At 72.0% G+C, this 15,209-nt stretch carries 13 protein-coding genes; 6 read left to right on the forward strand and 7 right to left on the reverse strand.

The window, feature by feature from the left end; genetic code table 11:
• Window positions 1-346: 346 nt before the first annotated feature.
• The 6 genes from ACZ31C_RS25095 (at window position 347) to ACZ31C_RS25120 (ending at window position 8,341) form a co-directional block, all read left to right on the forward strand.
• Window positions 347-901, forward strand: coding sequence for a hypothetical protein (locus ACZ31C_RS25095; RefSeq protein ID WP_396749967.1), 555 nt, complete (start codon window positions 347-349; stop codon window positions 899-901).
• Window positions 891-2,528 carry a glycosyltransferase gene (locus ACZ31C_RS25100; RefSeq protein WP_465797350.1) on the forward strand — a complete coding sequence of 546 codons (1,638 nt, stop codon included), beginning with the start codon at window positions 891-893 and terminating at the stop codon, window positions 2,526-2,528. The genes ACZ31C_RS25095 and ACZ31C_RS25100 overlap by 11 nt, the downstream gene beginning before the upstream one ends.
• Window positions 2,516-3,373, forward strand: a complete 858-nt coding sequence (locus tag ACZ31C_RS25105; RefSeq protein WP_465797351.1) for a choice-of-anchor P family protein — start codon at window positions 2,516-2,518, stop codon at window positions 3,371-3,373. Before ACZ31C_RS25100 ends, ACZ31C_RS25105 begins: the two co-directional genes overlap by 13 nt.
• Window positions 3,374-3,376: 3 nt before the next feature.
• Entirely contained in the window at window positions 3,377-4,549 is a 1,173-nt protein-coding gene (wecB, locus tag ACZ31C_RS25110; RefSeq protein WP_465797352.1) for a non-hydrolyzing UDP-N-acetylglucosamine 2-epimerase, read from the forward strand.
• Between the two features lie 165 nt (window positions 4,550-4,714).
• The gene (gene glnA, locus ACZ31C_RS25115; RefSeq protein ID WP_465797353.1) at window positions 4,715-6,139 is read left to right on the forward strand and encodes a type I glutamate--ammonia ligase; all 1,425 of its coding nucleotides are present in this window, start codon (window positions 4,715-4,717) and stop codon (window positions 6,137-6,139) included.
• 417 nt (window positions 6,140-6,556) lie between these two features.
• A complete protein-coding gene (locus ACZ31C_RS25120; protein ID WP_465797354.1) occupies window positions 6,557-8,341 on the forward strand; it encodes an N-acetylglutaminylglutamine amidotransferase in 1,785 nt (594 codons plus the stop codon).
• A gap of 18 nt (window positions 8,342-8,359) precedes the next feature.
• Here ACZ31C_RS25120 and ACZ31C_RS25125 read toward each other — a convergent pair whose 3' ends face one another.
• The 7 genes from ACZ31C_RS25125 to ACZ31C_RS25155 form a co-directional block, all read right to left on the reverse strand.
• The gene (locus tag ACZ31C_RS25125; RefSeq protein WP_465797355.1) at window positions 8,360-9,496 is read right to left on the reverse strand and encodes a carboxylate-amine ligase; all 1,137 of its coding nucleotides are present in this window, start codon (window positions 9,494-9,496) and stop codon (window positions 8,360-8,362) included.
• A 137-nt stretch (window positions 9,497-9,633) separates the two neighbouring features.
• Window positions 9,634-10,656 carry a lysostaphin resistance A-like protein gene (locus ACZ31C_RS25130; protein ID WP_465797356.1) on the reverse strand — a complete coding sequence of 341 codons (1,023 nt, stop codon included), beginning with the start codon at window positions 10,654-10,656 and terminating at the stop codon, window positions 9,634-9,636.
• 167 nt (window positions 10,657-10,823) lie between these two features.
• Window positions 10,824-11,924 (reverse strand): Gfo/Idh/MocA family protein, encoded by a 1,101-nt coding sequence (locus ACZ31C_RS25135; protein ID WP_465797357.1) that lies wholly within the window; start codon window positions 11,922-11,924, stop codon window positions 10,824-10,826.
• Entirely contained in the window at window positions 11,864-12,604 is a 741-nt protein-coding gene (locus ACZ31C_RS25140) for a ThuA domain-containing protein (RefSeq protein WP_465797358.1), read from the reverse strand. The genes ACZ31C_RS25135 and ACZ31C_RS25140 overlap by 61 nt, the downstream gene beginning before the upstream one ends.
• Before the next feature lie 95 nt (window positions 12,605-12,699).
• Window positions 12,700-13,398, reverse strand: coding sequence for a (2Fe-2S) ferredoxin domain-containing protein (locus ACZ31C_RS25145; protein ID WP_465797359.1), 699 nt, complete (start codon window positions 13,396-13,398; stop codon window positions 12,700-12,702).
• Window positions 13,395-14,156 carry an ABC transporter ATP-binding protein gene (locus ACZ31C_RS25150; protein ID WP_465797360.1) on the reverse strand — a complete coding sequence of 254 codons (762 nt, stop codon included), beginning with the start codon at window positions 14,154-14,156 and terminating at the stop codon, window positions 13,395-13,397. The genes ACZ31C_RS25145 and ACZ31C_RS25150 overlap by 4 nt, the downstream gene beginning before the upstream one ends.
• Window positions 14,156-15,148, reverse strand: a complete 993-nt coding sequence (locus tag ACZ31C_RS25155) for an iron chelate uptake ABC transporter family permease subunit (protein ID WP_465797361.1) — start codon at window positions 15,146-15,148, stop codon at window positions 14,156-14,158. The genes ACZ31C_RS25150 and ACZ31C_RS25155 overlap by 1 nt, the downstream gene beginning before the upstream one ends.
• Between the last annotated feature and the right edge of the window lie 61 nt (window positions 15,149-15,209).

Raw genomic sequence — 15,209 nt, forward strand, 5'->3', positions numbered from 1 at the left:
CGACCGGCAGGCCGGTGGCCGGGCGCTTCGCGCTGCCTCGACGCAGCCGCCCCACACCGCGCGACGGGCCGCTTCGCGCACCCCGCCGGCCCGGCCCTGTCGCGAACTTCCGTCACGTTGGAGGAAAATCCGCTCCGTGGGCCTGTGTCCGATATGTTCGCTTTGGCCCGCTTAGGGGCAGCTTTCCAACGGAGAGGTGAGGGCGGATGTACCCGACGAAAGGTCCGGCGATCGGCGGAGGGCTCGCGACGACCGGAGTGGCGATTCAGTCCTGGCTGCTCGTGGGGATCGGACTGATCCTTCTCGGTGCCGCCCTGTGGCTCGCCACCTTCGTGAGCCGGCCCAGATGAGCGAGAAGCCGACCACCCGGTCCACCGTGGCGAGTTGGTTGCAGGCATCGCTCGGCGCGGTCTGCGGCGTGGCCCTGGGCGCCCTGCTGCTGAAGCGGTGGCACGACGTGGCGGTGGTCGAGGCGTGGCTGAACGCGCGGCTCGTCGCCGCGATCGGGCTGGCCGACACCGACTCCATCGGCGCGGCCGTCATCTTCCCGCTGGACCAGCGCTGGGTCGGCTTCCTGGTCTCCACCGGGTGCTCGGTGGCGCTGTTGTTGATCCCGCCGTTCGTGCTGGCCGCGTTGCTGGTCGGCTTCCGGCGGGTGACCCTGGTCCGGGGTCTGGTCGCGGTGGCGCTGGCCGTCGGGCTGCTCGTGGTGGTCAACCAGATGCGCCTCGCCGCCGTCGTCGCGTCGATGCGGCTGTGGGGATTCGAGGTCGGCTACCAGCGCAGCCACGTCCTGATCGGCTCGGCGATCAGCACCGTCGGGCTGATCGCCGTCGCCATCGTCTTCCTCTTCCTGGTGGGGCGCGGCGGCCGGGTACGGAGGTCCGCAGGTGCCCGTTGAGATCCAGTCCCTGGCCGTCCTGAACACGGCGGCGTTCCTGCTCTGCGTCTACTTCTGCGCGTACGTGCTGAGCATCCTGGTGCTGCACCTGCGGACCCAGCGCTCGCACGGCGGCGACCACACCGGCTTCGACTGGCACATCGTCATCCCGTGCCGCAACGAGGCCAGCGTCATCGCCGACACGCTGCACCGGTTGCTGCGTGACCTGCCGGACGTCACCGTCTGGTGCGTCGACGACGCGTCCGACGACGGCACCGACGCGGTCCTGCACACCTTCGCCGCCGATCCCCGGATCCGGGTCGTCTCCCGCCGGCTGCCCGACGCCGTCCAGGGCAAGGGAGCCGCACTGAACGCCGCCTGGCAGACGATCGAACGGCACCTGCCGCCGGACGCCGACCCGGAGCGGATCATCCTCGGGGTCCTCGACGCCGACAGCTACCTGGACCCCCGCTGTCGTTCCGCGCTCGCCGGCCCGCGCTACTTCGGCACCACCAGCGTCGCCGCCGTGCAGGTCGAGGTCCGCATGATCCAGTGCGCCCGGCCGACCACCGGACTGGGCCGGCTGGCCCGGCTGCTGGTCCGCCTGCAGGACATGGAGTTCCGGGCGCCGATCGCCGCGATGCAGTCGCTGCGCCGCTACACCGCGAGCGTGGCGATGGGCGGCAACGGCCAGTTCACCCGGGTGTCGCTGCTCAAGCAGCTCGCCGCCGAACACGGCACGCCCTGGCACGGTGCCCTGCTGGAGGACTTCGAACTCGGCCTGCACATCCTGCTCCAGGGCAGCCGCACCGAGTACTGCGCGGAGAGCTGGGTCGCCCAGGAGGCGCTGACCAGGATCCGGCCCCTGATCCGCCAACGGACCCGGTGGGCCCAGGGCTCGATGCAGTGCGGTCGCTATCTCGCCGCCATCCTCCAGTCCCGGCGGATCAGCAACTCGGCCACGCTGGAGATCGCCCACTTCCTCGCGGCACCGTGGTTCCAACTCCTCGGCACCCCGGTCTATCTCGGCTGCCTCGCCGTCCTCGGCTGGTACGTGTCGCACACGCCGGGCGGACTGACGGGCTGGTGGACGGCGGGTGGTTGGGGCGTACTGCCGCTGATCGTGGTCTTCGGGGTCCTGCCCTTCGCGATCTGGGGTCTGGTCTACCGCAACCGCTCCGAACCACACCTGTCCATCTCCGCCGCGATCGGCCTCGGGGTCAGCCACTGGGTCTACAGCTACGTCCAGTCGGTGGCCGTCTGGTTCGCCTTCGCCCGCATGCTCACCTCCCGCTCGGAGTGGCAGAAGACCGCCCGGAACGCCGATCGGACTCCGGCCCCCGACGACGTGCCCGCCCCACCGGCACCCGTCACCACCACCGGCACCGCCACGGCCACCGCCACCGCCACGGCCACCGGCAGGGCCACGGCCACCGGCAGGGCCACCGTGACGGGCAGGGCCACCGTGCCCGGCACCGCCACTGTTCCCGACACCGCCACTGTGAGCGGCATCGCCACCGTTGCGCGCCCGCACTACCGCCCGCGCGGCACGGTCTCCGTGCCGCAACCCCCGGTGCAGCCCACCCCGCTCGACCGCCCCGATGTCACCGTCAGGTACAGAAAGAGAGATCTCACATGCACAAGGTAAGGTCCGGCGTCGCCCGGGCTGCGACGGCGATCGCCGGCGGTCTGGTGATGGCCCTGGCCGTCGCCTCGCCAGCGATGGCCGACACCTCGCAGTCCAGCGCCTCCGCACTGCAGATCAGCCTCGTCGGAGGTGGTCTGGCGAGCTCCGGCACCGCGAGCGCCACCAACGACGGCACCACCGAGTCGATCTCGGGCAACACGAACCCGCCGCTGGCGGTGCTCGGCGGTCAGACGGTCATCACCGCCGGTGTGCTCGGACAGTCCGTGCGTGCCTACAACGACGGCACCTCCGCCGCCTGTGCCGGCGTGCTCGGCGCCGGTGGCGCCATCACCATCGGAGCCGGCGGCTCGTGCATCGTGACCCCCGGCTCCGAGGTGACCCTCAACCTGGGTGCCAACGGGCTCGCCACGATCAGCCTCGTAGCGGACGCCATCTACTCCGAGTGCACCGCGACCAGCAGCCCGTCGGCGACCGGCTCGGCGACCCTGGTCAACGCGCGCATCGTCTCGACCCTGCTGGGCATCCCGACGACGCTGCTCAGCCTGCCCGCCAACCCGGCGCCCAACACCGGGTTGAGCGTTCCGGGGCTGCTGAACCTGACCCTGAACGGGCAGACCAGCTCGGCGACCGGGCAACTGACGGTCACCGCCCTGGACCTGTCCGCCCTGGGCGGCGCGCTCGCCTCGGTGGTCATCGGCTCCTCCAGCTGCGGCGTCAACGCCGTGGCGCCGCCCATCCCGGTGATCCCGCTGGCCGGCGCTCCGGTCGCCCTCGGTCTCGGCGCGGTCGTCGCCGGCACCGGCGGCTTCTTCCTGCACCGCCGTCGCGCCGCGCGGCGGAGCTGACCGATGGGTCGTGACAGAGTGGGGCCCCGCCAGATCATGGTCCTGGCCGGTACCCGTCCCGAGGGTGTCAAGATCGCGCCAGTGGTGCGCCTGCTCTGTCACGACCCACGCCTGGCGGTGACGGTGGTCGACACCGGCCAGCAACCCGGCCGGGTGGACGAGGCGTTGGCGCCGTTCCGGCTCCACGCCGCCACCACCCTGAGCGTCGCCCGGGACACCGGCACGCTCGCCGAACTCGCTGCCGGGTTGAGCACCGCCGTGGAGGGCCTGTTCTCCCTCCACCGACCGGACGCGGTGGTGGTGCACGGGGACACCACCACCGCGCTGGTCGGCGGGCTCGTGGCCTTCTGGAACCGGATACCGGTGATCCATCTGGAAGCCGGCCTGCGCAGCCACGACCTCGCGCAGCCCTTCCCCGAGGAGGTCAACCGGGCCATGCTCGCCCGGTTCGCCGCGCTGCACCTGGCCCCGACCACCACCGCACGGGACAACCTGCTGGCCGAGGGCGTACCCGCCGACCGCGTCGTGGTCACCGGCAACACCGTGGTGGACGCGGTGCACACGCTGCTGCGGGAAGGCCTGGCCCGCGTACCGTCCTGGGTGGACCCGCGTCGCCGACTGATCGTGGCGACCGCGCACCGACGGGAGAACTGGGGCACCGGGATCAGCCGGGTGCTGCGCGCGCTAACCCGGGTCACCGCGACACACTCCGACGTCGAGCTGGCGCTCATCACGCATCCGAACCCACGCCTGGCCGCCCAGGTCCGGGCCGGGGTCGAGGGTGCGTCGAACGTCCGCCTGCTGCACCCGCTCCCCTACCCCGACATGATCGGTCTGCTCCGCGCCGCCCGGGTGGTCGTCACCGACTCCGGCGGCCTGCAGGAGGAGGCCGCCAGCCTCGGCGTACCCGTCGTGGTGACCCGGGCCGCGACCGAACGGCCGGAGATCGTCGCGCAGCGCCTGGGCGACCTGGTCGGCACCGACCCCGACCGGATCGTCCGCGCGGTGCGGGACCGGCTCGACCACCCGACGCCGAGTACGGAGAGCCTGGCCTTCGGCGACGGCCACGCGGCCCGGCGCTGCGGGCGGGCGATCACCGCCCTGCTGGGTCTGCCGGACGCCCCGTACCCACGCCGCCGGCCCCCGGCCGCCGTGCCGCGCGTGACCCCGGTCTGAGTCGTCCCGCCCGGACGACGGGCTCGGCGACGTCGTGATCGGCCGGAGCGAAGCCGGGCGGATGGCCGACGCGAAGCCGCGCGTCGTCGTACCGTCAGGTCATGGCTCGCCGACCGTGCAGGTCAGGCCGCCGCGCTGGCCGATGTCCGGACGAGGGAGGGCTCCGTGTTCACCGATCCTCAGGAGCTTCCGCGCTATCTGGCGACCGAGGATGTGACGTTCGTCGACGTACGTTTCTGTGACCTGCCCGGTGTGATGCAGCATTTCAATCTGCCGGTGGAGTCTGTCGACGACAACTTCTTCACTGATGGTCTCGCGTTCGACGGGTCGTCGATCCGGGGCTTCCAGGCGATCCACGAGTCGGACATGCTCCTGCTCCCGGACGTCGCCACCGCCTTCATCGACCCGTTCCGGGCCCAGAAGACCCTCGCGTTGAACTTCTTCATCCACGACCCGTTCACCCGCGAGGCCTACTCCCGCGACCCCCGCAACGTCGCGAAGAAGGCCGAGGCGTACCTCGCCGCGTCCGGGATCGCCGACACCGCCTACTTCGGCGCCGAGGCCGAGTTCTACATCTTCGACTCGATCCGTCACGAGACGTCCGCGCACCAGTCGTTCTACTACATCGACTCGATCGAGGGCGCCTGGAACACCGGCCGTGAGGAAGAGGGCGGCAACCGGGGTTACAAGACCCCCTACAAGGGCGGCTACTTCCCCGTCCCCCCGGTCGACCACTACGCCGACCTGCGCGACAGCATCGTCCGCCGGCTGATCGACACCGGCTTCACCGTGGAACGCTCCCACCACGAGGTCGGCACCGCCGGCCAAGCCGAGATCAACTACAAGTTCTCCACCCTGCTGCACGCCGGCGACCAGCTGCAACTGTTCAAGTACATCGTGAAGAACGAGGCCTGGGCCAACGGCAAAACCGCCACGTTCATGCCCAAGCCGCTGTTCGGCGACAACGGCTCCGGCATGCACACCCACCAGAGCCTCTGGCTCGGCGGCGAACCGCTGTTCTACGACGAGACCGGCTACGCCGGCCTGTCCGACACCGCCCGCTGGTACATCGGCGGTCTGCTGCACCACGCGCCGTCGCTGCTGGCGTTCACCAACCCCACCGTCAACTCCTACCGCCGCCTCGTGCCCGGCTACGAGGCGCCGGTGAACCTGGTCTACTCCCAGCGCAACCGCTCCGCCTGCACCCGCATCCCGGTCACCGGCAGCAACCCGAAGGCCAAGCGGGTGGAGTTCCGGGTGCCGGACCCGTCGGCGAACGTCTACCTCGCCTTCTCGGCGATGATGATGGCCGGCCTGGACGGCATCAAGAGCAAGATGGAACCCCCGGCGCCGATCGACAAGGACCTCTACGACCTCCCGCCCGAGGAGTGGGGCGACGTCAAGCAGGTCCCCGGTTCGCTGCCCGCCGTGCTCGACTCGCTTGAGGCCGACCACGACTACCTCCTCGAAGGCGGCGTCTTCACCCCCGACCTCATCTCCACCTGGATCGACTGGAAGCGCGCCAACGAAGTCGACCCGGTCCGCCTGCGGCCGACCCCACACGAATTCGCCATGTACTTCGACTGCTGACACCCACCAACACCACTCGGGCCGGCACCGCTACCGCGGAGCCGGCCCGAACGCGCACTGCGGGTCGATGCGTCGCCCAACGGGTGGGGGTGGGGAGATTTGTTGTCGCTCGAGCGACAACAAATCTCCCCACCTTCCCCAGCAAGCCGCAACGCTTCGCCGAGGCTCGGCAGCAGGTTACGTTGGCACGACTCCCGGTGGCGGGCACAGCCACACGACGCGGCCCCGGCCGCACACAACAGGCACGGCAGCACGTGGTGGCGGTGTCGCCTGGTGGCGGTTTCGGCCGCTGACCAGCGGGTATGCGGGCCGCCCACCCGACTCGGTGGTACCTCGCGGCGTACCGCCACGACCTGCCACCGAAGACAGGAGTCGTCCCGGTGCCGACCTCTCCCGCAGGAACCAGGACCCACTGACGTGTGCGGCATCGGCGGAGAGGCACGGTTCGACGGCGCGCCGCCGGACTCCGACGCGGTGGCCCGGATGAGTGCGGCGATGCGGTCCCGGGGGCCGGACGGCGACGGGCTGTGGAGCGACGACTGGGTGGCCCTCGGGCACCGACGGCTCACCATCATCGACCTCTCCGACGCCGGCGCCCAACCGATGGTCCGCGAGGACCTCGGGCTGGCCCTGGTCTTCAACGGCTGCATCTACAACTACCCCGAGCTGCGCGAGAAGCTCCGCGCCGCCGGGCACCACTTCCGCTCCACAAGCGACACCGAGGTCATCCTCGTCGCGTACGCGCACTGGGGTGAGGCGTTCGTCGACCACCTGGTCGGCATGTTCGCCATCGGGCTGGTCGACCGGACGCGGCGGAGGCTGGTCCTGGCCCGCGACCGCCTCGGCATCAAACCGCTCTATCTCAGCGAGACGCCGGGACGGCTACGGTTCGCCTCGACCCTGCCCGCGCTGCTGCGCGGCGGCGACGTCGACACCGCCATCGACCCGGTGGCCCTGCACCACTACCTCTCCTGGCACTCCATCGTCCCGGCACCCCGCACGGTGCTGCGCGGCGTCCGCAAACTGCCACCGGCGACACTGCGGGTCATCGAGGCGGACGGGCGCAGCCGCGAACGCGTCTACTGGCAGCCCGAGTACGCCCGCGACCCCGCCCACGTCGGCATGGACGCCCGGGACTGGCAGGCGGCCCTCGGCGGGGCGCTGCGCACCGCCGTACGTCGACGGCTGGTGGCCGACGTACCGGTCGGGGTGCTGCTCTCCGGCGGACTGGACTCCAGCCTCATCGTGGCGCTGCTCGCCGAGGCCGGGCAGGAGCAGTTGCGGACCTTCAGCATCGGGTTCGACAGCCGTGGCGGCGAGTCCGGCGACGAGTTCGGCTTCTCCGACCTGGTCGCCCGCACCTTCGACACCGACCACCAGCGGATCCGGCTCGCCGACGACGACCTGGTGCCGGCGGTACGCGCCACCGTCGCCGCGATGACCGAGCCGATGGGCAGCCACGACGTCGTCGCCTTCCACCTGCTGTCCGAGCAGGTGGCCCGGCATGTCAAGGTGGCCCAGTCGGGGCAGGGCGCCGACGAGGTGTTCGCCGGGTACGGCTACCACCAGCCGCTCGCCGAGGTGCCGCGCGACGGGGCCGTGGAGACGTTCGCGTCGGCGTTCTTCGACCGCGACCACGCCGAACTGTGTCGGGTGGTCTCCCCCGCGTACGCCTGCGACCACGACGCCAGTCGGGAGCTGCTCCTCGCCGAGCTGGCCGCGCCCGGTGCGCAGACCGCGCTGGACGCCGTCCTGCGGTTGGACACCCACCGGATGCTGCCCGACGACCCGGTCAAGCGGGTCGACAGCATGAGCATGGCGTGGGGACTGGAGGTCCGCACCCCGTTCCTGGACCAGGACCTGGTGGCGCTGGCGTCGGCGTGCCCGCCGGAGCACAAGGTGGCCCAGGGCGGCAAGGGGGTGCTCAAGGAGGTCGCCCGGGAGGTGCTGCCCGCCGACGTGATCGACCGGCCCAAGGGCTACTTCCCGGTCCCCGCGCTGCGCAACGTGGACGGCGCGGTGCGGGACATGGTCGTCGACGCCCTGCGGGACCCGGCCGCCCGGCAGCGGGGCCTGTTCCGTCCGGAGTACGTCGCGCACCTGCTCGACGACCCCGACGCGGCGCAGGCGGCGGCCGGCAGCAACAAACTCTGGCAGCTCGGTCTGCTCGAACTCTGGCTACAGACCCACGAACTCCGCTGACCTGCGCCCGGGAGCCCGTCAGCCGGTGGTGGTCTGGGCGGCGAGGTGGTGCAGCAGCGCGGGGATGTCGCCGTCGGTGTCGTCGAGCAGGTGTCGCTGCCGGGCGGCGCCCGTGCCGGTACGACGCAGACGGTCGAGCTGTCGGCGCACGTAGTCGAGGTCACCGTGGGCGGCCAACGCCGGGCTGACCGTGGTCAGCAGGTCGCCGACCAGGTCCCAGGCGGGCCGGGGCCGGGTGGTGCGCAGGTCGATGAGGTCACCGTCGAGACCGTGGTGGGCGGCCCGCCAGTGGGCGGCGGCGACCAGGCAGCTACGCAGGCGGGGTGCGGGGGTGCCGCGGCGGATGTCGTCGACCATGGTGGCGACCAGGGCACGGACCAGCGCCGCGTGCAGCACGGTGTCGTCCACGCTCGGACAGACGTCACCGACCCGGATCTCGATTGTCGGGTAGTTCGCCGACGGACGGGCGTACCAGTAGACCATCGCGGGGTCGAGCATGATCCCGGCTTCCACGAGGTCGGCGACGGTGGCGTCGTACTCGGCGGCGGAGGCGAAGTAGGGGGTGGGCCCGAGGCTCGGCCACCGTTCCAACTGCATGGAACGCCAGCTCGCGTGCCCGGTGTCGGACCCGTCGTGCAGGGGTGAATTGACCGTGGTGGCGTGGACGACCGGAAGCCACACCCGTAGGTGGTTGCCGACCTGGACGGCCAGTTCCCGATCGGGCAGACCCACATGTACGTGACAGCCGCAGACGGCGGGATCGTGCGCGACCGGGCCGAACCGGCGGGACATCGCGTGGTAGCGCGGTTCCTCCGGTACCGACCGGTGCTCCTCCCGCACCGGGGTGGCGCCCAGGGCGACCAGGCTGGCTCCGGCCGCACGGGCGGCGTCGGCGGCGGCGCGGCGCAGCGTCAGCAGGTGCTCCCGCAGCTCGGTCAGCTCGGTGCAGACCGGGGTGACCATCTCCACCATGCTGTGCCGGAACTCCTGCCGGCTCTGCCGACGGGCGTCAGCGGGCAACGCGGCCCGCACCTGCTCGGCCACCGGCAGGCTCTCCCCGGTCGCCGGGTCCAGCAGCAGGAACTCCTCCTCGACCCCCACCGTCAGGGGCGGGGCCACCTCGAACTCCGGCGCCGACACCCCGTGGTCACCCATCCTCGACGCCCCATCCGCCAGTGGCGGCGATGCTCGCCGCCGGAGACCCCGCTTTCCCGGGCACGACACCGGCAAACGACGTCCCGCCACCCTGCGCCACCCCGACACCCCGGGCACAGCCCTCGTCCGGACGCGGGTCAGGCCGCACAACACGGCACCGGCGCGACACTCGGCGCGACCGCGACCACCGCGAGGCAGGAACCGAAGATCCAGAGCGGGATGCTGACGAGGTCGAGCGCGTCGTCGTTGCCGACCGTAGCGCCGCCGGTGCCGTTCTCCACGCGCCGGCGACGGGCCAGCCACAGCACCACGCCGCCGTACAGCCCGGTCACACACATGCTGATCATCGCGGCCCTTGCGGACACGTCGACCTGCTGCGCCTCCAGCGTGCCGGTGACGACCGCCGACCCGATCCCCGCCACGTTGTTCACCACGTGCAACGCGATGGCGGCCTCCAGCCCACCGGTCCGGATCGTCACGACCGCCGTCACCGCGCCGAAGAACACCAGGTCGACCATGCCCCAGCCGGTCCCCCACCCGTGTGCCAGCCCGAACAGCACCGACGACACCCCGATCCCCGGCCAGGGCGACCGGATCCAGGACCCGAACGCCTGGATCAGCCAGCCCCGGAACAGGTACTCCTCACCGGCCGCCTGCAACGGCACCAGCAGCACCACCACGGCCAGGCCGGCCGCGACCCGCTCCCACCCGACCCCATTGCTCTGCGGGCCGTCACCGGGCAGCAGACTCAACACCCCGAGGTGAAGCGCCAACGCCGGTACGGCGACCAGGAGACACGTTCCCAGCCACCGCCACCGCAACCGGCCCACCACCGACGACACCGTCCCGGCCGGGCGACGCTGCACCCAGCGGGCGGCCAGCAACGTCAGCGGAATCAGCAGCCCCAGCGTGACCATGGTCAGGGCCAACTCGACCTCCGGACCGCCGTCCAGGAAGTCCTCCGGCCCGCCCAGCAGCCACACCACGGCGCTCGCGGCCCCGAACCCGCCCATCAGCACCACCGGCAACCCCACCAGGATCAGCACGGTGCCGAGCAGGGGCCGCCACCAGCGGTGCCGGTCGGTACGGGCGAGCCGGTGATACGGGACCGGAGCGAACGCCGGAGTGGGACTCTCCGACTCGGGAAGCGTGATCGTCATGCGCTACAGCCTGTCCGGACGCGCCCTCCGGATCGTCTGTCGTCTGCATGAACCCCGACTGCGACTTTCGTAGGAATTCGCGGCCGTGCCGGGTCCGTCGTGCCACCGACACGGGCTACGGGTACGGCCCCGCTCAGGCGGTCAGCACGTGCTCCACACGGTCCAGGCTATCGAGACCACTCCTGCGCCGGGGTCAACGGGACGGGTGCGGGGCGTGCCACCGTCGTCGTCAGCTCGACTCGCCGACCCTCGGCGGCCGACCGGAGCAGGGCCGTCATGACGTCCAGGACGTGCAGCGCCATCGCACCGCTGGCCCGGGGCGGACGCGCCTCGTCGGCCCCGACGAGGTCGATCAGGCCGACCCCTCGGGAGGCGGCGACGTAACCGGCCCCCGGTTCGAGAACCCGCCACCCGGGGCCGCCGAGCGCGAGATGCCGGACCTCGCCGTCGAAGTTGTTCGGATCGGGCACGGCGAGGGTGCCGCTCTCCCCCTGCACCTCGATCGGCGCGGCCGTCGTCGCGACACCGTCGAAACTGGTGGTGAGGGTGGACAGGGCACCGTCCGCGTGTTCCAGCACCCCGCTCACGTGGGTCGACACCTCGACCGGGATCCGCTGCCCGAGTCGGGGGCCCGAGCCGATGGTCCGGGCATCCCGCAGCCGGCTCGCCGCCCCGATCACCGCACGCACCGGCCCGAGCAGGTGGACCAGCGCCGAGACGTAGTACGGCCCCATGTCCAGCAACGGGCCGCCGCCCGGGGCGTAGTAGAAGTCGGGGTCGGGGTGCCACCGCTCGTGGCCCGGGGTGACCATGACGGCCGACGCGGAGAGCGGGCGGCCGATCAAGCCACTGTCGATCGCCGCGCGGGCGGTCTGCGTACCGGTGCCCAGCACGGTGTCCGGCGCGCAACCCACGCGGACGCCGGCCGCCGCCGACCGGTCCATGAGCGACCGGGCCTCCGGAAACGTGACGGTGAGCGGCTTCTCGACGTAGACGTTCCTGCCGGCGTCGATCGCCGCGCCCGAGATCTCGGCGTGCGCCGCCGGGATCGTCAGGTTCAGCACCGTCGCCACCTCGGGGTGGTGGAGCAGCCGCTCGACACTCACCGCCTCGACACCGGGAACCGTCGCGGCGGCAGCGGCGGCCCGGGCCGCGTCCAGGTCGGCCACCGCGACGACGCGAACCCGGGGATGCTGGGCGAGCGTGTTCAGGTACGCGCGGGAGATGACCCCGAGACCGACGATGCCGACGCCGTGCGGGTCGCCCACAGCATTCCCCTCTCGATGACGGTACGAACGGCCGTGTGTTCCAGCACGTCGAGGCTGTGTCCCGGAGTCGTCACGACGATCCGCCCGGCTCCCCAGGCGCGGGTCCAGATCGCCGGCGAGGTGACCGGCCGGTGCCACGGGTGCCACGCCCGAGTCGGGTGGGTGGTGGTGGCCAGGACGTCGATCAGGTCGTCGTGCAACACCCAGTACTGCTCGGTGACCAGGTCGAAGTCCTCGATCCCGGCGGTGATCGGATGCTCCCGGCCGAGGTCGGTGATCGTGACCGAGTGCGGCAGGAAGCTGTCCTGCTCTCCGCCGCTACGGGCACACGGTTCGATGCCGGGGTGGACGGCGAACTGGCCGCCCACCAGGTGCAGGTAGTCCGAGGAAGCCCGGAACGAGTCGACGATGCCGCCGTGCCAGCCGGTGAAACCCGTCCCGGCGACGACCGCCGCCGCCAGACCCGCCACCTGCTCCCCGGTGATCTGCGACATCGTCATGCACTGCACGATCAGGTCGGTGGCGGCCAGTTCGGCGGCGTCGGCGTAGACCTCCGTCGACTCCTCCACGCGTACCTCGTATCCGCTGCGTTCGAGGAACGGGATGAACAACTCCGTCGCCTCGACCGGCCGGTGACCCGCCCACCCGCCCCGGACCACGAGGGCTCTGCGCCGCACCACACCCGCTCCTTCCCCGACCCGTCGCCCCGGACCACGTCGCCCGGCCGACGCCCGCACCATGACGACCATCGATAACCGTACCCGGGGTTACGCGGTCACGAGTCGCGTGGGCGTCTGCCGTCGACCGGTGTGCCGTCGCGCAGGTGGGCGTCGGCGATGAGGACGGCGAGGTCCGCGTCGACGTGTTCGTACCAGGTGTCGTCGGGATACACGACGACCAGCGGGCCGAGGTTGCACGGGAACAGGCAGCCGGTCGAGGTGACCAGGACGTCGTCGTCGCCGAGGCCGTTCGCCTTCAGGCGGTCGCCGAGGGCGGCGGCGACCTGATTGGCGCCGTACGCGGTGCAGCGCGGCCCACGGCACACCAGTACGTGTCGACGGTGTCGGCTGATCTGTGACCAGGCCGGGCTGCGGAACGGTCCGGGGTTGCCGTCGAGCGTGGTGTGGTCACCGGTGATGGCGTCGCTGACTGCCGTCACCAGCGCGGGCTGTGTCGCCAGCGGCGGGGCGAGCAGGACGCGGACCTGCCGGTCCCGGGTGGTACGCCAGTGGGCCACCGCGCGGCGCAGCCAGGTGTCGAGGTACCGGTCGGGCGGTAGGTGCACGGCCACGAGCAGGACTTCGCCATGCTCCGGGACGGCGTCGAGTGCGGCGTGCAGGGAGGGCTCGGCGCCGTCGAGGAAACAGGCCCGTACCGGTACGCCCACGGCCTCGGCGACCGCCGCAGCGAGGCGGTGGATCGCGTCGTGGCCGCCGTGGTGGGTCGCCCCGCGCGAGACGAGCAGGACGTTCATACCGCCGGTGCCCGGTAGGTGATGACCGGGCGTCCATCGTGCACGGTGACGTCGGCGTCCACGGCGTACACGTCGGCGAGCAGCGCGGGCGTCAGCACGTCGGCAGGCGTTCCGGAGGCGACGACCCGGCCGTGGTGCAGCACCACCACGAGGTCACAGAACATGGCGGCCAGGTTGAGGTCGTGCAGTGCGGCGAGAGTGGTGACGGCGCTGCGCCGGACCAGGCCCAGCAGTTGGAGCTGGTGGCCGATGTCGAGGTGGTTGGTGGGCTCGTCGAGCAGCAGCAGTTGCGGTTCCTGGGCCAGTGCCCGGGCGAGTTGGACCCGTTGGCGTTCCCCGCCGGAAAGCGTCTGCCAGCGGCGGTGGGCGTACCCGGTCATGTCGACGCGGTCCAGCGCGTCGGCGGCGGCGGCCCGGTCGGTGTCGGTGTCCGACCAGCGGGAGCGACGGTGCGGGGTACGGCCGAGCAACACCACGTCGAGCGCGGTCAGGTCGAGATCGGTCTCGGCGTACTGGGCGAGCAGGGCCATCCGCCGTGCCGCGGTGGCACGCGGCAGCCCGGCCACGTCGTCGCCCGCGACCGTGACGGTCCCGGACCGGGGGGCGATCAACCCGGCGACGACCCGCAGCAGGGTGGTCTTGCCGGACCCGTTGGGGCCGAGCAGTCCGACCAGGGTGCCGCGCGGCGCCGAGCAGGTCACGCCGTCGAGGAGCCGAGCAGCCGGCACCGACCACGAGACGTCGCGGATCTCCAGCATCAGGTGTTCCGGTCCCCTCGGCGCAGCAGGAGCACGAACGCGGGCACCCCGAGCAGGGCGGTCAGCACGCCCACCGGTAGCTCACGGGGGTCGAACAGGGTCCTGGCCGCGGTGTCCACCCAGATCAGGAAGATCGCTCCGGCGAGGACGACGACCGGCAGCAGCCTGCGGTGGTCGGGGCCGGTGAACCGCCGCACGGCGTGCGGCAGGATCAGGCCGACGAACCCGATCGCGCCGCTTATCGAGACCAGCACGGCGGTCAGCAGCGCCGTGGTGACCAGCAGCAGCCACCGGACCCGCCGGACGTCCACGCCGAGGGCGGCGGCGGCCTCCTCGCCGAACGCGAACGCGTTGAGCGCGCGGGCAAACCGGAGGATCACGGCGAACCCCACCGCGAGCAGCGGCGTCGCCCACGCCAGTGCGGTCCAGCCGACGCGGGCGAGCGAGCCGGACAGCCAGAAGGTGATGGTCTGGGTCGCGTGCGGGTGGGCCGCCCAGATGATCACGAACGTCGTCAACGCGGCACACAGTTGCGCGACGGCGACCCCGGCCAGCACCACCCGGGTCGGTCGCAGCACCGCGCGCTGGCCGGCGGCGGCGACCACGACGGCGAACGCGGCGAGCGCCCCCACGAACGCGCCCCCGGTGAGCGCCGCCGCACCCGCGCCGAGGCCCAGGACCAGGACGGCGACGGCACCCAGCGACGCCCCCGAGGAGACACCCAACAGGTACGGGTCGGCGAGCGGATTGCGGGTGACGGTCTGCATGACCGCCCCGCAGGCGGCGAGGCCGGCCCCGACCACGGCAGCGCCCAGCACCCTCGGCAGCCGCAGTTCCCACACGATGTGGTCGCGCAGCAGCGGCACGTCGGCGCTCGTCAGGCCGAGATGATTGGTGATCACCAGCCACACGGTGCCCAACGACAAGTCTGCCGGCCCCACCGTCACGGCCGCCGCCACCGACAACACCAGGCCACCCGCGAGTACGACCACCACGGCCACCATGCGCACCGCTCGGACCGGCTTCGCCGGGATCTGCGCCGGCCGGGTGGTG

This window comes from Micromonospora sp. NPDC023869, from assembly GCF_055559695.1.